General features: G+C 62.4%; 22 protein-coding genes. 21 read left to right on the top strand and 1 reads right to left on the bottom strand.

The window, feature by feature from the left end:
• The first annotated feature begins 322 nt into the window (after window positions 1–322).
• The 20 genes from PSV26_RS12200 (at window position 323) to PSV26_RS12105 (ending at window position 21463) form a co-directional block, all read left to right on the top strand.
• The gene (locus PSV26_RS12200) at window positions 323–1951 is read left to right on the top strand and encodes a 3-(methylthio)propionyl-CoA ligase (protein WP_300519434.1); all 1629 of its coding nucleotides are present in this window, start codon (window positions 323–325) and stop codon (window positions 1949–1951) included.
• Between the two features lie 328 nt (window positions 1952–2279).
• Window positions 2280–3464 (top strand): branched-chain amino acid ABC transporter substrate-binding protein, encoded by a 1185-nt coding sequence (locus PSV26_RS12195; protein ID WP_300519668.1) that lies wholly within the window; start codon window positions 2280–2282, stop codon window positions 3462–3464.
• Between the two features lie 83 nt (window positions 3465–3547).
• Entirely contained in the window at window positions 3548–4582 is a 1035-nt protein-coding gene (locus tag PSV26_RS12190; protein ID WP_300519437.1) for a branched-chain amino acid ABC transporter permease, read from the top strand.
• A 3-nt stretch (window positions 4583–4585) separates the two neighbouring features.
• Window positions 4586–5875, top strand: a complete 1290-nt coding sequence (locus tag PSV26_RS12185) for a branched-chain amino acid ABC transporter permease (RefSeq protein WP_300519440.1) — start codon at window positions 4586–4588, stop codon at window positions 5873–5875.
• Between the two features lie 148 nt (window positions 5876–6023).
• Entirely contained in the window at window positions 6024–6794 is a 771-nt protein-coding gene (locus tag PSV26_RS12180) for an ABC transporter ATP-binding protein (protein WP_300519443.1), read from the top strand.
• A 2-nt stretch (window positions 6795–6796) separates the two neighbouring features.
• Entirely contained in the window at window positions 6797–7492 is a 696-nt protein-coding gene (locus PSV26_RS12175) for an ABC transporter ATP-binding protein (protein ID WP_300519446.1), read from the top strand.
• Window positions 7493–7792: 300 nt separating this feature from the next.
• On the top strand, window positions 7793–9892 hold the full coding sequence (locus tag PSV26_RS12170) for a 3-hydroxyacyl-CoA dehydrogenase NAD-binding domain-containing protein (RefSeq protein ID WP_300571093.1): 2100 nt from the start codon (window positions 7793–7795) through the stop codon (window positions 9890–9892).
• Window positions 9893–9936: 44 nt separating this feature from the next.
• Complete coding sequence (locus PSV26_RS12165) at window positions 9937–11112, top strand: acetyl-CoA C-acyltransferase (RefSeq protein WP_096662402.1); 1176 nt, start codon at window positions 9937–9939, stop codon at window positions 11110–11112.
• Window positions 11113–11126: 14 nt separating this feature from the next.
• Window positions 11127–11558: a PaaI family thioesterase gene (locus PSV26_RS12160; protein WP_300519453.1), complete on the top strand. Its 432-nt coding sequence runs from the start codon at window positions 11127–11129 to the stop codon at window positions 11556–11558.
• A 22-nt stretch (window positions 11559–11580) separates the two neighbouring features.
• Window positions 11581–13413 (top strand): acyl-CoA dehydrogenase, encoded by a 1833-nt coding sequence (locus tag PSV26_RS12155; protein ID WP_300571091.1) that lies wholly within the window; start codon window positions 11581–11583, stop codon window positions 13411–13413.
• Window positions 13413–13643 carry a hypothetical protein gene (locus PSV26_RS12150; protein ID WP_300571088.1) on the top strand — a complete coding sequence of 77 codons (231 nt, stop codon included), beginning with the start codon at window positions 13413–13415 and terminating at the stop codon, window positions 13641–13643. The genes PSV26_RS12155 and PSV26_RS12150 overlap by 1 nt, the downstream gene beginning before the upstream one ends.
• A gap of 80 nt (window positions 13644–13723) precedes the next feature.
• Window positions 13724–14515, top strand: a complete 792-nt coding sequence (locus PSV26_RS12145; RefSeq protein WP_300519460.1) for an SDR family oxidoreductase — start codon at window positions 13724–13726, stop codon at window positions 14513–14515.
• A gap of 7 nt (window positions 14516–14522) precedes the next feature.
• Window positions 14523–14963 carry a PaaI family thioesterase gene (locus PSV26_RS12140; RefSeq protein ID WP_300519463.1) on the top strand — a complete coding sequence of 147 codons (441 nt, stop codon included), beginning with the start codon at window positions 14523–14525 and terminating at the stop codon, window positions 14961–14963.
• Window positions 14964–15055: 92 nt separating this feature from the next.
• Window positions 15056–16072, top strand: a complete 1017-nt coding sequence (locus tag PSV26_RS12135; protein ID WP_300571086.1) for an NADP-dependent oxidoreductase — start codon at window positions 15056–15058, stop codon at window positions 16070–16072.
• Between the two features lie 39 nt (window positions 16073–16111).
• Window positions 16112–17848: an acyl-CoA dehydrogenase family protein gene (locus tag PSV26_RS12130; protein ID WP_300571084.1), complete on the top strand. Its 1737-nt coding sequence runs from the start codon at window positions 16112–16114 to the stop codon at window positions 17846–17848.
• Between the two features lie 24 nt (window positions 17849–17872).
• On the top strand, window positions 17873–18826 hold the full coding sequence (locus PSV26_RS12125) for a glutathione S-transferase family protein (RefSeq protein ID WP_300571081.1): 954 nt from the start codon (window positions 17873–17875) through the stop codon (window positions 18824–18826).
• The gene (locus PSV26_RS12120) at window positions 18823–19299 is read left to right on the top strand and encodes a GNAT family N-acetyltransferase (protein ID WP_300571079.1); all 477 of its coding nucleotides are present in this window, start codon (window positions 18823–18825) and stop codon (window positions 19297–19299) included. Before PSV26_RS12125 ends, PSV26_RS12120 begins: the two co-directional genes overlap by 4 nt.
• Entirely contained in the window at window positions 19289–20194 is a 906-nt protein-coding gene (locus PSV26_RS12115) for an SDR family oxidoreductase (RefSeq protein WP_300571077.1), read from the top strand. The genes PSV26_RS12120 and PSV26_RS12115 overlap by 11 nt, the downstream gene beginning before the upstream one ends.
• A 13-nt stretch (window positions 20195–20207) precedes the next feature.
• Window positions 20208–21125: an AraC family transcriptional regulator gene (locus PSV26_RS12110; protein WP_300571074.1), complete on the top strand. Its 918-nt coding sequence runs from the start codon at window positions 20208–20210 to the stop codon at window positions 21123–21125.
• A complete protein-coding gene (locus tag PSV26_RS12105; protein WP_300571071.1) occupies window positions 21104–21463 on the top strand; it encodes a VOC family protein in 360 nt (119 codons plus the stop codon). Before PSV26_RS12110 ends, PSV26_RS12105 begins: the two co-directional genes overlap by 22 nt.
• A 30-nt stretch (window positions 21464–21493) precedes the next feature.
• Here the strand turns inward: PSV26_RS12105 and PSV26_RS12100 are convergent, their stop codons facing one another.
• On the bottom strand, window positions 21494–21808 hold the full coding sequence (locus tag PSV26_RS12100; RefSeq protein WP_300571069.1) for a DUF2917 domain-containing protein: 315 nt from the start codon (window positions 21806–21808) through the stop codon (window positions 21494–21496).
• 90 nt (window positions 21809–21898) lie between these two features.
• On the opposite strand from PSV26_RS12100, the gene PSV26_RS12095 reads away from it, so the two are divergent.
• On the top strand, window positions 21899–22867 hold the full coding sequence (locus PSV26_RS12095) for a LysR substrate-binding domain-containing protein (RefSeq protein ID WP_300519484.1): 969 nt from the start codon (window positions 21899–21901) through the stop codon (window positions 22865–22867).
• The last annotated feature ends 39 nt before the right edge of the window (window positions 22868–22906 follow it).

Genomic DNA, 22906 nt, shown 5'->3' with positions numbered 1-22906 from the left:
ATTGTCTACGCAGCGGGGGCCAGCGCATGGCCGTGATGGGGATGCCCGAGCGTCATGGGGTTTGTACCTACGAACTGTCGGAGCAGCGACATCTCTTGCTGGCTCCGGCCACAGCAGTGCATAGTGCGGCATGGTGTTGTGTTGGGGGCGCCCATCCGGCCCAGATGCACGTCAGGAAAAACAAGGACACCGTTCCCGCGCTGTCGCCAAGGTGCTGATTGAGTCGTTGGTGAGCCGGGAACCTGCGGCTCGGGCGTTACCATGCGGTTACCAAGCGGCCAGACGGCACGGATTTTTTGCGGACAAGAAAAGGAAACAAAACATGTTGGGTTTGATGCAGAACCAGCCATTGCTGATTTCATCGCTGATCGATTTTGCGGAGCGCCATCACGGCGACGCAGAGATTGTTTCGCGCCGTGTTGAAGGCGACATTCATCGCTACACCTACCGGGACGTGGCGCGCCGCTCGCGCCAGGTGGCGGGCGCGCTGGATGCGCTCAAGCTGCAGTTCAGCGACCGGGTCGCCACGCTGGCCTGGAACGGCTACCGCCACCTCGAGCTGTATTTCGGCGTCAGCGGCTCCGGCCGCGTGTTGCACACGCTGAACCCGCGCCTGCACCCCGACCTGGTGGCCTGGATCGCGAACCATGCCGAAGACCAGGTGTTGTGTTTTGACATGTCCTTCCTCCCGCTGGTGCAGGCTTTCCATGCGAAGTGCACCACCATCAAGCATTACATCGCGATGTGTGATGCAGACAAGCTGCCCATCGACAGCGGCATCCCCAACCTGAGCAGTTACGAGGCCTGGATTGCACCGCATTCGGTCGATTACAAGTGGCCCAGCTTCGACGAAAACTCGGCCTCGAGCATGTGTTACACCAGCGGCACCACGGGCAACCCGAAAGCGGCGCTGTACAGCCACCGCTCGACCATCCTGCATGCCTACGCCGCCGCGCTGCCCGACGTGATGTGCCTGAGCGCGCGCGACTCCATCCTGCCGGTGGTGCCGATGTTCCACGTCAACGCCTGGGGCATCCCGTACTCGGCGGCCCTGACCGGCGCCAAGCTGGTGTTTCCCGGTCCGGCGCTGGACGGGAAGTCGATTTATGAATTGATCGAAGCCGAGAAAGTGTCCTATGCTGCTGGCGTGCCCACCGTCTGGCAGATGATGCTGGGCCACATGAAGCCCGCCGGACTGAAGTTCTCGACCCTCAAACGCACCGTCATTGGCGGCTCGGCCTGTCCGCCGGCGATGATCCACGCCTTCCAGGAGGACTACGGCGTCGAGGTGCTGCACGCCTGGGGCATGACCGAAATGTCACCGCTGGGTACCCTGTGCACGCTGAAGAACAAGCATCTGAGCATGTCCAAGGAGGAGCAGATGAAGATCCGGCTCAAGCAGGGACGTGCCATCTACGGAGTGGACATGAAGATCGTGGATCCCGAAGGCAAGGAAATTGTCTGGGACGGCAAGGCCTTCGGCGACCTGCATGTCAAAGGTCCCTGGATTGTGGCCGAGTACTTCAAGGGTGAGGGCGGCGACCCGCTGGTGGACGGCTGGTTTCCGACCGGCGACGTGGCCACCATCGACCCGGACGGCTACATGCAGATCACCGACCGCAGCAAGGACGTGATCAAGTCCGGCGGCGAATGGATCAGCTCCATCGACATCGAAAACATCGCTGTGGCGCATCCGGCCGTGGCCATGGCGGCCTGCATTGGCGTGCGGCATCCCAAATGGGACGAGCGCCCGATCATCGCAGTGGTCAAGAAGCCGGGCGCAGAAGTCAGCCGTGAGGAATTGCTTCAGTTTTATGAAGGCAAGACCGCCAAATGGCAGATTCCCGATGATGTGGTGTTTGTCGACGCCATTCCTCTGGGGGCGACAGGCAAGATGTTGAAAACCCGCTTGCGCGAACAACTAAAGGACTATCAGCTGCCTTCGTCCTGAAGTCAGGGCAGCCTTGCGACCTGCACTGCTGCAGTGCAGAACGGGCAGTCCGGCTGTGGCGGCACCGCTGTCGCATGGGCGATAGAAACCGGGCTGCTTAGGGGCATTCCCTGATCGCTGCACTGCACAAAACTTGTACGCTTGTTTCATTGTGATTACCTAGGAGACATTGATGACTTTTCAGATCAGACACCTCGCACTGGCCGCTGCTTTTGCATGCGCCGGTACCGTTTTTGCGCAGCCTGCTGCGCCAGCAAAACCTGCCGCACCCGCGGCCAAGGCTGCACCTGCGGCCAAAGCCGCTCCCGCCAAGGCGGCCGGCGCGCCGATGTTTGCACCCGGGCCGCTCAAAGGTCAGACCGTCAAGCTGGTCAGGATTGATCCCCTGACCGGGCTGCTGGGTCCAGTGGGCGTCGCCCAGACCAAGGGTTACCAGTTTTTTGCTGAAAAATACAGCGGAACCGGCAACCCTGCTGGCGTGAATTTCGAGTTCTCGACCATCGACAACAAGCTCAGCCCGGCAGAAAGCCTGAACGCGCTGAAAGCGGCCATTGATCAGGGCGTGCGTTACATCATCCAGGGCAACGGCTCTTCCGTCGCGCTGGCCCTGTCCGACGCAATCACCAAACACAATGAGCGCAACCCGGGCAAAGAGGTGATGTACCTCAATGACTCGGCGGTGGACCCGGACCTGACCAACAGCAAGTGCAGTTACTGGCACTTCCGTTTTGATGCCGATACCTCGATGAAGATGGAAGCGATGTCCAGCTTCATGGCTGGCCAGCCAGACATCAAGAAGGTTTATTTCCTGAACCAGAATTACTCGCACGGCCACCAGGTAGTGAAGTTCGGCAAGGATGCCCTGGCGCGCAAACGTCCGGATATCCAGGTCGTCGGCGAAGACCTGCACCCGCTGGCGCAAACGCGTGACTTTGCTCCGTACATCGCCAAAATCAAGGCATCCGGCGCAGACACCGTGATCACCGGCAACTGGGGCTCCGACCTGTCGCTGCTGATCAAGGCTGCCAACGAAAATGGTTACAACGGCAAGTTCTTCACCTACTACGCCGGTGTCACTGGCACGCCAACCGCCCTGGGCCAAAATGGCGCCGGACGTGTCTATCAGATCGCCTACAACCACTACAACATGGGTGGGCAGATGGACAAGTGGATGGCGGAGTTCAACGCCAAGTACAACGACGACTTCTACACCGGCTCAACCATCCGTATCTATGAAATGTTGGGCGCGGCCATGGCCAAGGCCAAATCCACCGACCCTGTCAAGGTGGCGGCGGCGATGGAGGGCCTGCGTGTGCAGAGTTTCAACGGAGAGGTGGAGATGCGCAAGGCCGATCACCAGCTGCAGCAGCCACTGTACATGTCGGTCTGGCAAAAGGCAGATGCCAAGAGCCCATACAGTCCTGAGAAAACCGGCATGACCCTGGCGATGCTGAAGGAGTACCCGAACTACATTTCGAGCACTCCGACCAGCTGCCAGATGAAGCGTCCGTAAACACCGGCGCCTGAAGAGACAGAGCCCGAGCGGGTTGCCGTATCGGGCTCTTTTATTTTTATCGACGAGGAAGGTCAAGCTGAATGGAGTTTTTCATCATCTCGATGCTGAACGGGCTGAGCTACGGGCTTTTACTGTTCATGCTCAGTTCCGGGCTGACGCTGATTTTCAGCATGATGGGCGTGCTGAACTTCGCGCACGCCAGCTTTTACATGCTGGGCGCCTATGTGGGTTACACCGTGGCGCAGTTTGTCGGGTTCTGGCCCGCCTTGTTGATTGCGCCGCTGGTGGTGGGCGGGCTGGGTGCGCTGTTTGAGCGTGTCAGCTTGCGCAAGGTGCACAAGTTTGGCCATGTGCCCGAGCTGCTGATCACTTTCGGCTTGTCTTATGTGATCGTGGAACTGGTGCAGCTGATCTGGGGCCGCATTGCGGTGGAGTTTCGCCCGCCAGAGGTACTTCAGGGACCGGCTTTCACGCTGATCAACGATTCGATCAAGGGTTTGCGCTTGATCTGGGGCAGCGCCCCTGCAGAGCTTTGCAGCAGCGCCGATGCGGCCGTGCGGATTGTCTGCTCGCCGTTTCCCGCCACGCGCGGCTTCATGATGCTGGTCGCCGTGATCATGCTGGGTTCCGTCTGGCTGCTGCTGACCCGCACCCGAATCGGGCTGGTGATCCAGGCCGCGCTGACGCACCCTGACGCAGTCGAATCGCTGGGACACAACGTGCCTCGCGTCTTCATGCTGGTTTTTGGTGCCGGTTCCGCGCTGGCGGGGCTGGCAGGTGTGATTGGCGGCAGCACTTTTCTGACAGAACCGGCCATGGCGGCCACTGTGGGTTCTGTCATCTTCGTGGTGGTGGTGGTCGGTGGCATGGGTTCGTTGTCAGGTGCGTTTGTGGCTTCCCTGCTCATAGGTGTGATCCAGACATTTGCTGTGGCCTTCGACTACTCGTTGGCCACCCTGGCGGAGCAGCTGGGCGTGCCTCTCGGTGCTGCCGTGGCCAATAACTCGTACATCAAGCTCACCTTGTCCCAGGTGGCACCCATCCTGCCTTACCTGTTTCTGGTGCTGATCCTGATCTTCAGGCCGCGCGGTTTGCTCGGCAAGCGGGAGGGATAAGCCATGAAAACACATTACACCTTTGCGCCCCTCAATATCGGGCGCTGGCTCACCTGGGGTCTGTTTGCGCTGGTGCTTGCCGTGGCGCCGCTTTTGTTTGGCAGTGGTCTGGCCATGACGGTGCTGTCGCAAATGGGCATTGCCATCATCGCCTGCCTGTCCTACAACATGTTGCTGGGGCAGGGTGGCATGCTCAGCTTCGGCCACGCGGTTTATACCGGCCTGGGCTCGTTTCTGGCCATCCACGCGCTCAACAACATCGGCAATGGCTCGTTGCCACTGCCGGTGTCCCTGGTGCCCTTGGTGGGCGCATTGGCCGGTGTGGGGTTTGCCGTTTTGTTCGGATATGTCACCACGCGCAAGTCGGGTACCACGTTTGCCATGATCACACTGGGGCTGGGCGAACTGGTGTTTGCGCTGTCGCTGATGATTCCCGAATTTTTTGGTGGCGAAGGCGGCGTGTCCGGCAACCGGGTGACGGGAAAAGCCGTGATGGGCATCACCTTTGGCCCGCAGATTCAGGTGTACTACCTGATCGCGGTCTACACCTTTGTGGCGGTCGGCGCGATGTTTGCCTTCACCCGCACACCGTTGGGGCGCATGCTCAACGCAGTCCGCGACAACCCGGAGCGGGTTGAATTTGTCGGGTACGACACGCAGAAGGTACGTTATTTCGCCTTCATCATTGCCGGATTTTTTGCCGGCCTGTCGGGTGGGCTGGCGGCGCTGAATTTCGAAATCGTCACTGCTGAAGTGGTGGGTGCTGCGCGTTCGGGTGCGTATCTGCTGTTCACATTCCTGGGCGGCGCGACGTTTTTCTTTGGGCCCATCATTGGCGGCATCTTGATGGTGCTGGCTTTTGTACTGCTGTCGGAGTTCACCCAGGCGTGGCTGCTTTACCTGGGCCTGATCTTCCTGTTCATGGTCATGTACGCGCCCGGGGGCATTGCCAGCCTGATCATGATGAACCTGCGTGTGGCCGCCTTTGGCAAGCTCAGACAGCTCTGGGTCAGTTATCTGGCGCTTGCCGTCACTGCTTTGATCCTGCTGGTGGGCGCCGCCGCGATGATCGAAATGGTGTACCACCTCCAGCTCAGCACCACGCTGGGCTCCGAGTTGCGGTTTGCGGGTATTCCGCTGGACGCCAAGGGGCTGGACAGCTGGTTTGGCGCGGCATTTGTCACCTTGACCGGGCTGGGGCTGTTTGAGGTCACACGCCGCCACTTTTTGCGCGAGTGGAGCGAGATTCAGGAATACATCGAAAAAGAAATCAAGCGCCGGGAGGCACTATGAGCCCCCACGCTTGTCACTGCGTGTACTGCGCTGCCCCCCGGGGGGGCGCTGCGCCTGCGGCCCGGCAAAGCCGGTTCCGCGGCCCCAGTTCGTACAGACGATACCCTGGCTCCGCCGTCTACGGTGCACTGGCTGGGTGGAAAGCAATATGACCTACGCACTTGAACTCAAAGACCTGCGCAAGAGTTTCGGCAAGACTGAAATCATTCGCGGTATCAATCTGGCAGTGACTGCCGGTGAACGGGTCGGCATCATCGGTCCAAACGGCGCCGGCAAGTCCACGCTGTTCAACCTGATCAGCGGCCGTTTTGAGCCCAGTAGCGGCCAGGTGCTGCTCAATGGCCAACGGATTGAGGGGAAAAAGCCTTTTGAAATCAACCGGCTCGGTCTGTCACGCAGTTTTCAGATCACCAACATATTCCCCAAGCTCAGCGTCTTCGAAAATTTACGCTGTGGTGTCTTGTGGAGTCTGGGCTATAGGTACACCTTTCTGAAGTTTTTGGCGGGTCTGGATGACGCCAACGACCGGGCTGACGAGCTGATGAAGATGATCAAGCTCGACAAAAAACGTGATGTGCTGGCCATCAACCTGACCTACGCCGAACAGCGCGCACTGGAGATCGGCATCACCATTGCCGGCGGCGCGAATGTGATCCTGCTGGATGAACCGACTGCCGGCATGAGCCGCAGCGAAACTACCCGCTTCATCAGCCTCATCAAGGAGGTGACCGTGGGAAAAACCCTGCTGACGGTGGAGCACGACATGGGGGTGGTCTTCGGCCTGGCCGACAGGATTGCGGTCGTGGTTTATGGCGAAGTATTGGCCTTTGACGAACCAGAGGCCGTGCGCGCCAACCAGCGTGTGCAAGAGGCCTATCTGGGCTCTTCCGTGGCAGATTCGCAGGCGGGAGGCCACTGAACATGCTCAAAATAGAAAACCTCCACGCCTATTACGGCAAGAGCCATGTTTTGCACGGGGTGCAATTTGACGTGCAACCGGGCGAAATTGTGGCGCTGCTGGGGCGCAATGGCTCGGGCCGCTCGACCACTGCCAAGGCCATCATGGGTCTGGTGGAGTGTCAGGGTGATATTCAGTGGCGCGGCAAGCAGATTGCCGGGCACAAAGCCTATGAAGTCGCACACCTGGGCATTGGTTACGTGCCCGAGAACAGGGACATCTTCCCCACCCTGACCGTGCACCAGAACCTGATGCTCGGGCAAAAAGGCAAGGGCAAGGGCAGCCGCTGGTCTTTTGACGACATGTACGGCATGTTCCCGCGTCTGAAGGAGCGCCAGCACACCGAGGCAGGGGTACTGTCCGGCGGCGAGCAGCAGATGTTGACCTTGTGCCGCACCCTGATGGGCGATCCCGACCTGATCATCATTGACGAGCCAACCGAGGGCCTGGCTCCGAAAATTGTCGAGTTGGTGGGGCAGTACCTGCAGACGCTCAAGGCCAAGGGTATTTCGGTGCTGCTGATTGAGCAAAAACTCACCATTGCCATGGCGATTTCAGACCGGGCACTGGTCATGGGCCATGGCAGCATCGTGTTTCAGGGGACGCCAGACAGCCTGCGTGCAGACGCCTATATCCGCAAGGAGTGGCTGGAAGTCTGAGTGACTATGAATCTTTCTACTGCGCGGTCCGATCTGGCTCCTGTGGTGCTCACCGTACCCTTGTACGGCTCCAGTCCTCGAAGTCACCTCGGCCCGCTCGCTAGGAAATCTTCACAGCCTCCATGCGGAGGCATAACCCCTGGTTTTGTCGCGGCAGGGACAATGCAGCCAGCCCCAGGGTTGCACTGCAACATAAGCTCTCTACAATAAGAAAAGAACGGTCGTACTATTTTTGCCAGTTCGGCCTTGTCAGGTCTCGCAGCACCCAGCAGCTGGCCACCAAGCAACCAAGGAAAACACATGACAGCGAAATACGAAGTCCACGGCAGCGTGGCGGTGATCACCATGAATAACCCACCGGTCAACGGCCTGGGTCATTCCACCCGTGTGGGCATCACCGACGGTTTGCAAAAAGCCAATGCCGATGCTGCAGTCAAATCGATTGTGCTCACCGGTGGCGGCAAGGCTTTTTCCGGCGGTGCCGACATCAAGGAATTTGGTTCCCCCAAGGCACTGGCAGAACCCAATTTGCTCAGCGTGATCCTCGCGGTTGAAAATTCCTCCAAGCCCGTGGTGGCTGCGGTTCATTCGGTGTGTATGGGCGGCGGGTTGGAGCTGGCCCTCGGTTGCCATTACCGCATTGCGGCGCCGGGCTGCAGCGTGGCCTTGCCAGAAGTCAAACTCGGCCTGATCCCGGGCGCCGGTGGTACGCAGCGCCTGCCCCGCGCACTGGGGGTGGAACCCGCACTCAACATGATTGTCAGTGGCGAGCCCGTCAAAAGCGAGCTTCTTGCCCAGATCCCCGGCCAGAAGCTGTTTGACAAGATGGCAGCGTCCGCCGAGTCGCTGGCAGAGGAAGCTCTGGCCTACGCGCAAGCGGTGTCTGACACCCGTCCCTTGCCGCTGGTACGCAATCTGCCATGCAAACACCCCAATGGCGATGCTTACTTCCAGTTCGCGCGCAACATGGTCAAGGGCATGGCGAAAAACTTCCCGGCGCCGGGCAAGTGTGTGGACGCGGTCGAATCTGCCACCAAGAAAAAATTCGACGACGGCATGGCCTTTGAGCGGGAAATTTTTACCGCCCTGATGTTCACGCCTGAGAGCCGAGCGCTGCGCCACATCTTCATGGCCGAGCGTGCCGCATCCAAGATTCCGGACGTGCCGGAAGACACGCCCAAACGCGACATCCAGTCCATCGCCGTCATTGGTGCCGGCACCATGGGCGGCGGCATTGCGATGAACTTCCTGAACGCCGGCATCCCCGTCAAGATGCTGGAAATGAAACAGGAGGCGCTGGACAAAGGCCTTGCCACCATTCGCAAGAACTATGAAGCCCAGGTCAAGAAAGGCAAGCTCAAGCAGGACAAGTACGAGCAGCGCATGGGCCTGCTGAGCACCACGCTGAGCTACGACGACCTGAAAGACGCCGACATGGTGATCGAGGCCGTCTTCGAGGAAATGGGCGTCAAGGAAAAAGTCTTCAAGGAACTCGACCGCGTGATGAAGCCGGGTGCCATCCTGGCGTCCAACACCTCGACGCTGGATGTCAACAAGATCGCTTCCTTCACCAAGCGTCCGCAGGATGTGGTCGGCATGCATTTCTTCAGCCCGGCCAACGTCATGAAACTGCTCGAAGTCATCCGCGGTGAAAAAACCGCCAAGGACGTGCTGGCCACGGTGATGGCCGTCAGCAAGAAGATCCGGAAAACCGCCGTGGTGTCTGGCGTCTGCGATGGCTTCATCGGAAACCGCATGATCGAGCAGTATGGCCGCCAGGGCGGCTTCCTGCTCGACGAAGGCTGCACGCCCGCGCAGGTGGACAAGGCCATGGAGAAGTTCGGCATGGCCATGGGGCCGTTCCGCATGGGCGACCTGGCCGGCAACGACATCGGCTGGGCCATCCGCAAGCGCCGTTACCAGGAAAAGCCGGACATGAAATACAGCAAGACCGCTGATCTGCTGTGCGAGAAGGGACGTTTCGGCCAGAAAACCGGGGCCGGTTGGTACGACTATGTGCCCGGCAAGCGCGACGCGATTCCGAATGCCGACGTGGTCAAGATGATTGAAGACCATCGCGCCTCGCTGGGCATCACGCCACGCAAGATTTCCGATGAGGAAATCGTCCAGCGCCTGGTTTACGCCCTGGTCAACGAGGCAGCGCACATTCTGGAAGAAGGCATAGCCTCCAAGGCCAGTGACATCGACATGGTCTACCTCATGGGTTATGGCTTCCCGATCTACCGCGGCGGCCCCATGAATTACGCCGACCAGGTGGGCCTGTTCAACGTGGTGCAGAGCATGAAGCGTTTTGCCCAGAACCCGCTGGACGACGCGAAATTCTGGCAACCGGCGCCGCTGCTGGCCCGTCTTGCCGCTGAAGGCAAGACCTTCAACTGATGTCCGCCCAAGGCAGGACGTTCAATTAATTTCCGGAGATTTTCATGACTTCAGCTGTAATCGTTTCCACCGCCCGCACCCCCCTGGCCAAAAGCTGGAAGGGCTCTTTCAACATGACCCATGGTGCCACCCTGGGCGGCCACGCGGTCGAACACGCCATCAAACGCGCCGGCATCGAAGCTGGCGAGGTCGAGGACGTGATCATGGGCTGCGCCAACCCCGAAGGCGCGACGGGCGCCAACATTGCGCGCCAGATCGCGCTGCGCGCCGGCTGCCCCATCACCGTGTCGGGCATGACCGTCAACCGTTTCTGCTCATCCGGCCTGCAAACCATTGCCCTGGCCGCGCAGCGCATCATTGCCGGCGAAGCCGACATTTATGTGGCCGGCGGCGTTGAAAGCATTTCCTGCGTCCAGCAGGAAATGAACACCCACATGCTGGCCGACCCGTGGCTGGTCAAGAACAAGCCCGAGATTTACTGGAACATGCTGCAGACGGCCGAACAGGTCGCCAAGCGTTACGGCATCACGCGCGAGCAGATGGACGAATACGGCGCCGCCAGCCAGCAAAAAGCCTCGGCGGCCCTGGCTGCCGGTTTGTTCGATGCCGAAATTGCACCGATCACCGTCACCATGGGTGTGGCCGACGCGGTGATGGGCCTGACCACCAAGCAGGTGACGGTCAGCAAGGACGAAGGCATCCGCGAAGGCACGACCAAGGAAGGCATCAGCGGCATCAAGCCGGCTATCCCGGGCGGCGTGATTTCAGCCGGCAATGCCAGCCAGTTCTCCGACGGCGGCGGCGCTGTCGTGGTGATGGACGAAAAAGTGGCCGAGAAAAAAGGATTGGCCCCGCTGGGCCGCTTCCTCGGTTTTGCGGTTGCTGGTTGCGAGCCTGACGAAATGGGCATCGGCCCGGTCTACGCCATCCCCAAAGTGCTGGCACGTCTGGGCCTGAAGGTCAGCGACATCGACCTGTGGGAACTCAACGAAGCCTTTGCCGTGCAGGTGATTTATTGCCGCGACAAGCTGGGCATTCCCATGGACAAGCTCAACGTCAACGGCGGGGCGATTGCGGTCGGCCACCCCTACGGCGTCAGCGGCCAGCGCCTGACCGGCCATGCCCTGATCGAAGGCAAACGCCGCGGTGCCAAACGTGTCTGCGTGACCATGTGTATTGGCGGCGGCATGGGGGCGGCCGGTATTTTCGAAGTCCTGTAACAGGCGGGCAATAAATGGATGAAACCCTGCTCCTTCAGAAAGGGCAGGCGTTTCTCGCCCTGCAGCCTTTCAGCGTGTTGATAGGCGCCGAGCTGCACGCCTTGTCCACCGGCAAGTGCGAACTGCACGTGCCGGTCACACCCCACATCCTCCAGCAAAACGGCTTTGTGCATGGCGGCGTGGTCAGTTACGCTGCCGACAACGCCTTGACCTATGCTGGCGGCACGGTGCTGGACTGGGCCGTCGTCACCTCCGAATTCAAGATCAACTATGTGCGGCCCGCGATCGGCGAACGCCTGATTGCACGGGCCGAGGTCGTGCACGCTGGCAAGTCGCAGGCAGTGTGCCGCTGCGACGTGTTTGTCGTGGCGGCCGGCCAGGAAAAACTTTGCGCCGTGGCCCAGGGCACGATTGTCCGGCTGCCGGGTCAAGCCGGCGCCACCTGAACCTTCTCCAGATCGGATTCCCATGAGCCTGAGACCCACCCTCGATTTCCTGCTCTATCAGTGGCTGGGCGCCGAGTCGCTGAGCCAGCGTGAGCGTTTTGCCGACCATTCGCGTGAGACCTTTGACGCGGTGTTCGACACCTGCGAACGCATCGCGCGGGAAAAATTTGCGCCCTTCAACCGGCTGGTTGACACGCAGGAGCCGCATTTCGACGGTGAAAGGGTCATCCTGCCGCAGGCCACGCACGACGCGCACAAGGCCTACGCCGGCTCCGGCATGCTCAGCGCCGCGCAGGACTACGACGAAGGCGGCATGCAACTGCCTTACACCATCGAGGCGGCGGCCAACTGTTTTTTTGCCATGGCCTCGGTCAGCATAGGCTCCAGCCTGCTGACCAAGGGCAATGCCAACCTGCTGCTGGTGCATGGCACCGAAGCGCAGAAAGAGGTGTTTGCGCGCAACGAGTTTTCCGGGCGGTTTTCCGGCACCATGTGCCTGTCCGAGCCACAGGCTGGCTCCTCGCTGAGCGACATCTCGACACGCGCCGTGCCGGACGGTGCGGACTTTGAGACCGAACCGCTGGGCCCGCGCTACCGCCTCACCGGCAACAAGATGTGGATCTCAAGCGGCGAACATGAGCTGACCGAGAACATCATTCATCTGGTGCTGGCCAAGATCCCCGGGCCGGACGGCAAACTGATCCCCGGTACGCGCGGTATTTCGCTGTTCATCGTGCCCAAGAAAATGGTGGGCCCTGATGGCCAATTGGCGGACGAACGCAACGATGTGGCCCTGGCTGGCCTGAACCACAAGCTCGGCTGGCGCGGCACGACCAACACGCTGCTGAACTTCGGCGAAGGTAAATACCCGGTGGCTGGAAAAGCAGGCGCCATCGGCTACCTGGTCGGCAAGCCGCACGAAGGCCTGCGCTGCATGTTCCACATGATGAACGAGGCCCGTATCGGCGTGGGCACGGCGGCTGTCATGCTGGGCATGGCCGGGTATTACGCCTCGCTGGACTATGCAAAGAACCGGCCGCAGGGCAGGCCGGTCGGACCGGCGGGCAAGGATTCTGCCCAGCCGCAGGTGCGCATCATCGAACACGCCGACGTCAAGCGCATGCTGCTGGCGCAAAAAGCCTATTGCGAAGGCGCGCTGGCGCTGGAGCTGTACTGCGCGCGCCTGGTGGACGAGCAACACACGGCCGAGGCCGGTGCGGCGGACGACGCCCGGCTGCTGTTGGAGGTGCTGACACCGATCGCCAAGAGCTGGCCCAGCGAGTGGTGCCTGGAGGCCAACTCGCTGGCGATCCAGATTCACGGCGGTTACGGTTACACGCGGGACTTCCCGGTGGAGCAGTACTGGCGCGACAACCGGCTGAACATGATCCACGAAGGCACCCATGGCATCCAGGCCACCGACCTGCTGGGCCGCAAGGTCTTGATGGAAGGCGGCAAGGGCCTGACTTTGCTTGCGGCTCGTATCAACAGCACGGTGGAGCGGGCGAGCCAGGTGCCTGAACTCGCGGCTTATGCCCACGCCCTGGGCCAGGCCTTGCAGCAGGTGGGGGCGACCACAAAAGCGGCCTGGGCCAGCGGCAACCCGCAGGAGGCGCTGGCCAATGCCGTGCCCTACATGCAGGGCTTTGGCCACACCGTGCTGGCCTGGATCTGGCTGGACGTGGCGCTGGCCGCGCTGCAGGCCGACGCTACAAAATCAGTAGCAGTTACCGCCGGTAAATTGGGCGCTTTGCGCTATTTCTATCACTACGAATTGCCTAAAATAGACGCTTGGCTCAAGGTGGTCGCCAGTCGCGACCTGACCTGCGCCGACCTGCCGGAGGAGGCGTTCTGATGGGTTTTTTCAAGGAATCGGGTGGCACCACGTCGAGCAAGTCGATTGCCCGGCTGCAGCAGCTGATCTGGATCCTGATCTACGGCGGACTGCTCACGCTGGTGCTGGGCCTGTCGGTGCAGCGCCTGGATGCCGCGCTCGGCTGGTCCATGGTGGTCGCCGGCGGCGTCGTGGCGGCCATCGGTTTTGTGCTGATCTATGTGCGCTCCCGCCTGACCAGCAACGACTGACCCGTCCGGCCTGCGACAGCCGGCAGGCGCGCTTTGGGCGACACTCGTTGCCATCTTCCCAACACAACAAGGAGCCCCTCATGACCCGTACCATCCAGCAGCTGTTCGACCTCACCGGCAAAACCGCCCTCGTCACCGGCGGTTCGCGGGGCCTGGGCCTTCAGCTGGCGCAGGCGCTGGGCGAAGCCGGCGCAAAAATCATGCTGAGCTCGCGCAAGGCCGAAGACCTGCAGGAGTCCGCGGCCGAACTCAAGGCCGCCGGTATTGACGTGGACTGGATCGCTGCCGATTGCTCCAAAGAAGCAGACATCCGTGCGCTGGCTGACGAAACCATCCGGCGCTTCGGCCATGTCGACATCCTCGTCAACAATGCGGGCGCTGCCTGGGGCGCGCCGGCTGAAGACCACCCGGTCGAGGCCTGGGACAAGGTCATGAACCTCAACATCCGCGGCTACTTCATCCTGAGCCAGCACATTGCCAAACACAGCATGATTGCGCGCCGCTCCGGCCGCATCATCAACGTGGCGTCCATCGCCGGTCTGGGCGGCAACCCGCCCGAGATGACCACCGTGGCCTACAACACCTCCAAGGGCGCAGTGATCAACTTCACGCGCGCGCTGGGCTGCGAATGGGGCAAGTACAACATCACCGTCAACGCCATCTGCCCGGGCTTTTTCCCGAGCAGGATGACCGTGGGCACGCTCAAGGCCCTGGGCGAGGAAAAACTCGCCGCCCACGCGCCGCTGCAGCGCCTGGGCGACGACGAGGACCTCAAGGGCCTGTGTGTGCTGTACGCGTCGGATGCCGGCAAGCACATCACCGCGCAATGGCTGGCTGTCGACGGCGGTGTGTCTTCGGTAACGGGTGGTTGATCAAATCATGAGCTTCGGTGTAGACATTCCCTTCGTCCACCACCTCGGTTTCGAGCTGGTGCTGTTCGAAGGCGGGGCCTCGCAGATCGACTACACGCCCCTGCCGGAGCACCTGAACTCGTTTCATGTCACGCATGGCGGCGCACTGATGACGCTGCAGGACGTGGTTATGGCGACCGCTGCGCGCAGTGTGGAGCCCGACATGGGTGTGGTCACCATCGAGATGAAAACCAGCTTCATGCGCCCGGCCCCCGGCGACGGCAGCAAGCTGACGGCCAGGGGCCGGCTGATTCACCGCACGGCGACCATGGCCTTCACCGAAGGCACGGTGTACGACGCCAAGGGCGGCATCTGCTCGCATGCCACCGGCACTTTCAAATACGTCAAGCGCCTGGCCGTCGGACCGAAAGACGTGAACCCGCTCAAGACCGTCATCTCGACAGACTGATTTTTATACGAATAAACATGCTCCAGCCCTTATGCCATGGGTGCAAGCAGCTCTTAAATCCATAGCAAACCACATTCCCCAGGAGACACCCCATGCCACTCAACCAGCAAATCCTTCTCGACAACCGCCCCACCTCCGAAGCCGTCGCCAGCAACTTCAAGCTCGTCAGCAGCGACACCCCGGCGCTGCAGGACGGCCAGGTGCTGGTGCGCCACCATTTCATGAGCCTGGACCCCTACATGCGCGGCCGCATGAACGACGCCAAGAGTTATGCCCAGCCGCAGGCCCTGGGCCAGGTCATGGGCGGCGGCACGGCCGGTGAAGTGGTCGAGTCGAAAAACCCGAAGTTCGCCGTCGGCGACAAGGTGGTCGGCATGGGCGGCTGGCAGGAATACAGCGTCGTGGACGCGAACCAGCCCGGCGCGCTGCGCAAGGTTGACACCACGCACGTGCCGCTGTCGCACTACCTGGGCGCGGTCGGCATGCCGGGCGTGACAGCCTGGTACGGCCTGGTGAAAATCATCGAGCCGAAAGCTGGCCAGACCGTGGTCGTCAGCGCCGCCACCGGCGCCGTGGGCAGTGCCTTTGGCGCCCTGGCCAAGGCGCGCGGCTGCCGCGCCGTCGGCATCGCCGGCGGACCGGACAAGTGCAAGTACGCGGTCGAAGAACTTGGCTTTGACGCCTGTATCGACTACAAGCAACACAAGGATGCGGCCTCGCTGTCCAAGGCACTCAAGGAAGCCTGTCCGGACGGCATCGACGGCTATTTTGAAAACGTCGGCGGCATGGTGCTGGACGCTGTGTTGACGCGCATGAACGCCTTCGGTCGCATCGCGCTGTGCGGCATGATCGCCGGCTACGACGGCCAGCCGCTGCCCATGACGTATCCGCAGCTGATCCTGACCAACCGTCTGAAGATCCAGGGTTTCATCGTCAGCGAACACATGGAAGTCTGGCCCGAAGCGCTCAAGGAACTCGGCACCCTGGTCGGCACCGGCAAGCTCAAGCCGCGCGAAACCATGGCCCAGGGCATTGCCGCTGCGCCTGAAGCCTTCCTCGGACTCCTCAAGGGAAAAAACTTCGGCAAGCAACTCGTGAAGTTGATCTAAACCAGCCGCCGCCGGCCCTCCAGCCAGGGAGATGCGTACATGACCCACGAAGTTTTCAACCAGCCCGAGCCGCTGGTCGACTACAACCTGTTCGACACCAACCAGGGCCTGCGCGACGCGCTGAAGTTCAATGCGCCGCAGCTGGCCACGGCGGAACTCAGTGCGCTGGGTGCCAGCCTGGGCGGCGCGGACATGCAGGCCCATGCGCGTCTGGCCAACACGCACACGCCGCAGCTGCACAGCCATGACCGCTTTGGCCGGCGGCTGGACCAGGTGGAGTTTCACCCGAGTTATCACGTGCTCATGGATGCCGCAACCCGGGCCGGGCTGCACGGCACGCCGTGGAAAGAAGATATAGCCCCCACGCTTGTCGCTTCGCGTACCTCCGGCGTTGCGCTGCCCCTTTCACCTGAGGAAGGGGCTGCTTCGGCTTGGGGCGGCCCGGCGCCGAAGCCAGGCACCTCTCCGCACGTGCTCAGGGCCGCAGGTTTCATGCTGTTCACCGAGCTCGAGCCCTCCATCCTCTGCCCGATCTCCATGACCTATGCGGTCACGCCGGCGCTGCGCAGCAACGCCGCCATTCATGCCGACTGGGCGCCCCGGCTCACCAGCCGGGCCTACGACCCGGCACTCAGGTTGTTCTCGGAAAAAGCCGGCGTGACCATGGGCATGGGCATGACCGAAAAGCAGGGCGGCTCGGACGTGCGCGCCAACACGACGCAGGCCGTACCCGACGGCAGCGACGCCTGGGGCCAGCGCTTTCGCCTGACCGGCCACAAATGGTTTTTTTCGGCGCCCATGTGCGACGCCTTTCTGGTGCTGGCGCAGGCGCCCGCGGGGCTGAGCTGCTTTTTCATTCCGCGCGTGCTGCCTGACGGCGCCCTGAACGCCATCCGCATCCAGCGCCTGAAAGACAAACTCGGCAACAAGGCCAACGCGAGCTCCGAGGTCGAGTTCGACAGCGCCACCGCCTGGCTGGTCGGGGAGGAAGGACGCGGCGTGCCGCAAATCCTCGAGATGGGCACCATGACGCGGCTGGACTGCGCGCTCGGCACCAGCGGCCTGATGCGCCAGGCGCTGAGCATTGCGCTGAACCATTGCGCGCAGCGCGAGGCCTTCGGCCGGCCGCTGATCACCCAGCCGCTGATGCGCAACGTGCTGGCCGACCTGGCACTCGAATCCGAAGCGGCCACCGCGCTGTCCATCCGCCTGGCGCGGGCCTTTGATCACAGCGCCGACCCGCATGAACAGGCGATGGCGCGCCTGCTCACGCCGGTTGCCAAGTTCTGGATCTGCAAACGCGGCAGCCATTTTGCGCAGGAAGCCATGGAATGCCTGGGCGGCAACGGGTATGTGGAAGAGGGCGGCGAAGGCATCATGGCCCGCATCTACCGCGAGATGCCGCTCAACTCGATCTGGGAAGGTGCTGGCAACATCATGGCGCTGGACCTGCTGCGCGCCCTGCGCAAGGCCGATGCCGCCGCCGCGCTGGCGCAGGAACTGGCACCCGCCCAAGGCGCACACCCGGCGCTGGACCGGCTGGCCGCGGCCTTGCCGACCCGGGTCGAGGAGATGGCCACCGAAATGGAAGCCCGGCGGCTGGCGCAGAACGTGGCGCTGGCCGTGCAGGCGTCGCTGCTGTACCAGAGCGCGCCGGCGGCCGTGTTCGAGGCGTTCTGCGATTCACGCCTGGGCGGCGACTGGGGCCAGGCTTTCGGCACCCTGGGCGCCGATGTGGACTTCGACGCGCTGATCACCCGCGCCATGCCGCGATAGGCAACACAAACAAGGAGACACACCATGCCCGACCTGATTCTTCACCACTATCCCAATTCGCCTTTTTCGGAAAAGATCCGGCTGATCCTGGGCTACAAGCAGCTGGCCTGGAAGTCGGTGATCATCCCCAGCATCATGCCCAAGCCCGACGTGCTGTCGCTGACCGGCGGCTACCGCAAGACACCCTTCCTGCAGGTGGGTGCCGACATTTTTTGCGACAGTGCACTGATCTCCGACGTGCTCGAACACCTGCAACCCGACCCGTCCATCTACCCAGAACCGGGCAAAGGCATGGCGCGTACGCTGGCGCAGTGGGCCGACAGCACCTTGTTCTGGGCCGCCATGGCGCACAACCTGGGCCCCAGAGGCGCGGCCCACATGTTTGCCAGTGCGCCGCCTGAAGCCGCCCGCGCGTTTGGCGACGACCGCAAGGCCATGAGCGCCGGCATGGTGCGCCTGCGGCCGGCGGACGCCGCAGCAGCCTACAAGTCTTACCTGCGGCGCCTGTCGGACATGCTTGACGAGCAACCTTTCCTGCTCGGCCAGGTGCCCGGCATCGCCGACTTTTCCGCCTACCACCCGCTGTGGTTCACCCGGGTGCGCACGCCCGTGGTGGCCGACATCCTGCAGCTCACACCGGCCGTGCTCGACTGGATGGACCGCATGGCCGCCATCGGCCACGGCAGCATGGAAAAATTCGATGCGGCCCAAGCCATCGCCGCAGCGGCGGCCGCCGACCCCATGGCGGTCGGCCACGGCCTGCTGCGCGACAGCACCTTTCAGGACGAACACGGCATTCCGCTTGGCAGCCGCGTCAGCATCACCGCCGAGAGTTTCGGCCCGGAACCCACTGAAGGCGAACTGATCGCCGCCACCCGCACGCACTACACGATCAGCCGCAGCGACGAACGCGCCGGAACGCTGCATGTGCACTTCCCGCGCATCGGTTACGTTTTGAAAGCAGCGACACCCGCATGACGGTCGCTTGGCGTTTTGTGCCCTTTGGTGCACTGAGCACCACCGAGCTGTATGAGGTCCTGCAGCTTCGCACGGAGGTTTTCGTGATGGAACAGGCCGGCATCTATCAGGACATGGACGGTGCCGACCACGCGGCCGTGCATGTGCTTGGCGCCTCCGGCGACCAGCTCGTAGCTTATGCCCGCTGCTTCCCCGCCGGCGTCAAGTTTGCGGAAGCCAGCATAGGGCGCGTGATCATCCGCGAGACGATGCGTGGAAGCGGCATAGGTCATGAACTCATGCGACAGGCCATTGCCTGCGTGTTTGCCCAGTGGGGTGCGCAGCCCATACGCATAGGCGCGCAAGCGCGGCTTGAGATGTTTTATTTGCAGCACGGGTTTGCGAAAGCAGGAGAACCCTACATCGAAGACGGCATTCCTCACATCGAGATGCTTCGTCCCATTTCATTTCAAGGAGCCAAGCATGATCAGTGATTTCAAGGGAAAAACAGCCGTGTTGACCGGCGCGGGTTCGGGCTTCGGCCTCGAGTGCGCACGTATAGGCGCCCGGCTAGGCATGAACCTGGTGCTGGCCGACGTACAGCAGGATGCGCTGGACAAGGCTGCTGCAGAAACGACGGCTGCCGGTGCGCAAGTGCTGGCCTTTCGCCTGGACGTTTCAAAGGCCGCCGAGGTCGAAGCTCTGGGCGCTGCCGTGCTGGCACGTTTCGGTGCGCCGCATTTTGTTTTCAACAACGCCGGCGTCGGGGCAGGGGGGCTGATCTGGGAGAACACGCTGAAAGACTGGGAATGGGTCATCGGCGTCAACCTCATGGGCGTGGCACACGGCGTGCGCGTCTTCACCCCCATGATGCTGGAGGCCGCAAAAAAAGACCCGGCCTGGCAGGGCCACATCGTCAATACCGCCAGCATGGCCGGCCTGCTGAACGCACCCAACATGGGCATCTACAACGTCAGCAAACATGCGGTGGTCAGCCTCAGCGAAACCCTGTACCAGGACCTGGCGCTGGTCACCGACCAGATCAGTGCCTCGGTGCTGTGTCCCTTCTTTGTGCCCACCGGCATCAGCCAGAGCCAGCGCAACCGGCCCGATGAGCTGCCGGCCGCCAAGCCGACCAAGAGCCAGCTCATTGGCCAGGCCATGAGCGACAAGGCGGTCGGCTCCGGCAAGGTGACGGCGGCCGAGGTGGCGCAAAAAGTGTTCGACGGGATTACCGCCAACCAGTTCTACATCTACAGCCATCCCAAGGCCATCGGCTCGGTGCAGACCCGGCTCGAGGACATCCTGCAGGCACGCAACCCGACGAATCCGTTTGCGCACAAGCCGGAAATCGGCATCGAGCTGAAGAAGGCCTTGCGCGAGGCCTGAAGCAGAGGCGTTCATGCTGACCGCCACCGAACTGCAGTCCGGACCCATCGAGGTCGTGGACTACCGCTGCAGCACCGGACCCGATGCCAGGCCTTTCACCGAGGTGCACCAGGGTTACTCGGTCTCCTATGTACGCAAGGGCAGCTTCGGCTACCGGGTGCGCGGCGAGTGTTATGAACTGGTGGCCGGCTCGGTGCTGGTGGGCCAGCCGGGCGACGAGTTCATGTGCACACATGACCACCACGTCTGCGGCGACGAATGCCTGGCTTTTCACCTTTCGCCGGGTTTTGTCGACCTCCTCGGCGGCGACGCCAACTCCTGGCGCACCGGCGGCCTGCCGCCTTTGCCCGAACTCATGGTGCTGGGCGAGCTGGCACAGGCGGCTGCCGAAAACCGGAGCGATGTCGGCCTGAACGAAGCCGGCCTGTGGTTTGCCTCCCGTTTTGTGGAAGTGGTGTCGGGCCGCAGGCGGACGCCGCAGCGCGCAGGCGGGCGCGACCGCCAGCGCGCTGTCGACGCGGCGATGTGGATCCACGCCCATTCGCACGACGACATCGCGCTGGACCACGTTGCCAGCCATGCGGGGCTGAGCCCGTTTCACTTCCTGCGGCTGTTCTCGCGGGTGCTGGGTGTCTCGCCCCATCAGTACCTGGTGCGCTCCCGGCTGCGCCATGCGGCGCGGTTGCTGGCCGATGGCGACCGGTCCGTCACCGATGTGGCCCTGGACGTCGGGTTTGCCGACCTCAGCAACTTTGTACGCACCTTCCACCGCGCGGCCGGCGTCTCGCCGCGTGCCTTCCGCCAGGCCGCCAGAAAAGGGTTGAAAGGAGAGCGCAAGATTCTCCAAGACCGCATGGCCACACTGCTCGATGATGACCGCTTGATCCACTCTTCAAGCAGGAAATCACCATGTACGACCACCTCGGCATAAAGGTCAGGGACCTCGCAGCCAGCATCCGTTTTTACGAAGCCGCACTCGCACCGCTGGGCCATGTGCTGGGCTCGCACGACGACAGCTACGCCGGCATCGGCCCGGCCGACGCGCCGGCCCTGTGGCTTTATGCGGCCAAAGGCGCCCAGGGTCCGGGCACCCACATCGCGTTCCGTGCGGCCAGCCAAAAGGCGGTGGACGCCTTCTATCGGGCTGGCCTGAAGGCCGGCGCCAGTGACAATGGCGGCCCCGGCCCGCGCCCGGACTACAGCCCGACCTACTATGCAGCCTTCCTGATCGACCCTGACGGCAACAATGTCGAAGCCGTCTGTCCCTGAGCAACCGTTGGCGGGGAGCGGCACCGCCCCTCAGGCGGGCTGAAGCGCAAACGTCACCTGAACGGCGGGCGCCGCCTGCGCGCGCCGGGCGGGATGCGTGGTGGCAACCGAAGGCGCCACGACCAGGCTGAGGGAAGACGGCTGCATCGCGTAGATCAGCGCACGGCGGTGTTCCGTGGTCAGGAAGCTTGCGCCCGCGTCCAGCACGATATCGCGTGGGTCATCATCGAGCGTGAGCCACAAGCAGCCTTCATGGCAGCGGATCTGCACGCCGGCAGCGTCGGACACAGTGAACATCGCCTGGTGGGCAAGGTTCAGGTCCAGAGCGGGTGAATGGGTCGTCATGACAAGCCTCGCTTTCGTTTCACATTCGTGGAGGAAATGAATATACTGGGCGCCCCCATTGTGTTCAAACGATGATTTGGAATCATTTGCATGCGTCCAGAGAATGTGAAAACCACCTCGCCGCAAGCTGCCACCCCGGCCATCCGCCGCAATCAGCTGCCGCGCCTGGACTTGCTTTACAGCTTCGAGGCGGCCGCCCGCACGCTGAGTTTCACGCGCGCGGCCAATGAACTGTTCCTCACGCAATCGGCCGTGAGCCGGCAGATCCAGCAGATCGAGGCCGACCTGGGCACAGTCCTGTTTGAGCGACGGCACCGCGCCCTGGCACTCACCGAAGCCGGGCGCGTGATGCAACGTGCCGTCTCTGATTGCCTGGAGCGGCTGCGTGATGCCACCGCCAGCGTGCGTGCCACCACAGCGATGCGGCAGGTCGCGATCACCACCACGCCGGGTTTTGCGTCGCTCTGGCTGATTCCGCGCCTGAGCCGCTTTACTGCCACGCACCCGGGGGTGGACGTGCGGATTTCCGCGACGCTGGAAGTACTGGACCTGGATCGCAGCGGCATTGACGTTTCGGTGCGCCTGAGCGCCCTCAGCCGCGCCGTGGGCAGCGTCCTGTTCGAGGAAACCGTCACACCTGTGTGTTCACCGCAGCTGCTGAAAAACCGCGCCCTGCCTTTGAGGAAACCGGCCGACCTGGCCGGCCACACCCTGTTGGCGACCGACATGCCTCAGGGACAGCCCCTGACGATGGACTGGGAGCCGTGGTTCCGCGTCATGGGCCTGCCGGACCTGCGCATGAAGAACACGCTGCGCTTTTCCCAGTACTCGGATGTGGTCGCGGCGGCCGTCGCAGGGCAGGGTGTGGCCATCGGTCGCCTGCCGCTGCTGGCGGAACTGTTGCGCGAAGGCCGGCTGGTCGCGCCTTTCAGCGGTGCGGTCTCCCGTTTTGGCTATTTCGTGACCCTCGGGCCGCGCTCGGCTGCCAATCAGGACGCGCAGGATTTCGTTGGCTGGCTGATGGCGGAAGGCGAATCCGCAAAAATCGTTTGTGCCTGAGCTGTGCAGCGGCGTGTGACGCCAGTCATGGCCATGCCT

Source organism: Polaromonas sp. (genome assembly GCF_029945685.1).
In the GTDB taxonomy this organism is placed as follows: Bacteria; Pseudomonadota; Gammaproteobacteria; order Burkholderiales; family Burkholderiaceae_C; genus Polaromonas.
Note: the sequence above shows the minus strand (reverse complement) of the source record. Positions and strands in the feature narration are given on the sequence as shown.

Excerpts from the sequence above, each read along its gene's own strand:
- PSV26_RS12200 (WP_300519434.1), top strand. The coding sequence starts at position 323 with ATGTTGGGTTTGATGCAGAACCAGCCATTGCTGATTTCATCGCTGATC.
- PSV26_RS12195 (WP_300519668.1), top strand. The coding sequence starts at position 2,280 with ATGTTTGCACCCGGGCCGCTCAAAGGTCAGACCGTCAAGCTGGTCAGG.
- PSV26_RS12190 (WP_300519437.1), top strand. The coding sequence starts at position 3,548 with ATGGAGTTTTTCATCATCTCGATGCTGAACGGGCTGAGCTACGGGCTT.
- PSV26_RS12185 (WP_300519440.1), top strand. The coding sequence starts at position 4,586 with ATGAAAACACATTACACCTTTGCGCCCCTCAATATCGGGCGCTGGCTC.
- PSV26_RS12180 (WP_300519443.1), top strand. The coding sequence starts at position 6,024 with ATGACCTACGCACTTGAACTCAAAGACCTGCGCAAGAGTTTCGGCAAG.
- PSV26_RS12175 (WP_300519446.1), top strand. The coding sequence starts at position 6,797 with ATGCTCAAAATAGAAAACCTCCACGCCTATTACGGCAAGAGCCATGTT.
- PSV26_RS12170 (WP_300571093.1), top strand. The coding sequence starts at position 7,793 with ATGACAGCGAAATACGAAGTCCACGGCAGCGTGGCGGTGATCACCATG.
- PSV26_RS12165 (WP_096662402.1), top strand. The coding sequence starts at position 9,937 with ATGACTTCAGCTGTAATCGTTTCCACCGCCCGCACCCCCCTGGCCAAA.
- PSV26_RS12160 (WP_300519453.1), top strand. The coding sequence starts at position 11,127 with ATGGATGAAACCCTGCTCCTTCAGAAAGGGCAGGCGTTTCTCGCCCTG.
- PSV26_RS12155 (WP_300571091.1), top strand. The coding sequence starts at position 11,581 with ATGAGCCTGAGACCCACCCTCGATTTCCTGCTCTATCAGTGGCTGGGC.
- PSV26_RS12150 (WP_300571088.1), top strand. The coding sequence starts at position 13,413 with ATGGGTTTTTTCAAGGAATCGGGTGGCACCACGTCGAGCAAGTCGATT.
- PSV26_RS12145 (WP_300519460.1), top strand. The coding sequence starts at position 13,724 with ATGACCCGTACCATCCAGCAGCTGTTCGACCTCACCGGCAAAACCGCC.
- PSV26_RS12140 (WP_300519463.1), top strand. The coding sequence starts at position 14,523 with ATGAGCTTCGGTGTAGACATTCCCTTCGTCCACCACCTCGGTTTCGAG.
- PSV26_RS12135 (WP_300571086.1), top strand. The coding sequence starts at position 15,056 with ATGCCACTCAACCAGCAAATCCTTCTCGACAACCGCCCCACCTCCGAA.
- PSV26_RS12130 (WP_300571084.1), top strand. The coding sequence starts at position 16,112 with ATGACCCACGAAGTTTTCAACCAGCCCGAGCCGCTGGTCGACTACAAC.
- PSV26_RS12125 (WP_300571081.1), top strand. The coding sequence starts at position 17,873 with ATGCCCGACCTGATTCTTCACCACTATCCCAATTCGCCTTTTTCGGAA.
- PSV26_RS12120 (WP_300571079.1), top strand. The coding sequence starts at position 18,823 with ATGACGGTCGCTTGGCGTTTTGTGCCCTTTGGTGCACTGAGCACCACC.
- PSV26_RS12115 (WP_300571077.1), top strand. The coding sequence starts at position 19,289 with ATGATCAGTGATTTCAAGGGAAAAACAGCCGTGTTGACCGGCGCGGGT.
- PSV26_RS12110 (WP_300571074.1), top strand. The coding sequence starts at position 20,208 with ATGCTGACCGCCACCGAACTGCAGTCCGGACCCATCGAGGTCGTGGAC.
- PSV26_RS12105 (WP_300571071.1), top strand. The coding sequence starts at position 21,104 with ATGTACGACCACCTCGGCATAAAGGTCAGGGACCTCGCAGCCAGCATC.
- PSV26_RS12100 (WP_300571069.1), bottom strand. The coding sequence starts at position 21,808 with ATGACGACCCATTCACCCGCTCTGGACCTGAACCTTGCCCACCAGGCG.
- PSV26_RS12095 (WP_300519484.1), top strand. The coding sequence starts at position 21,899 with ATGCGTCCAGAGAATGTGAAAACCACCTCGCCGCAAGCTGCCACCCCG.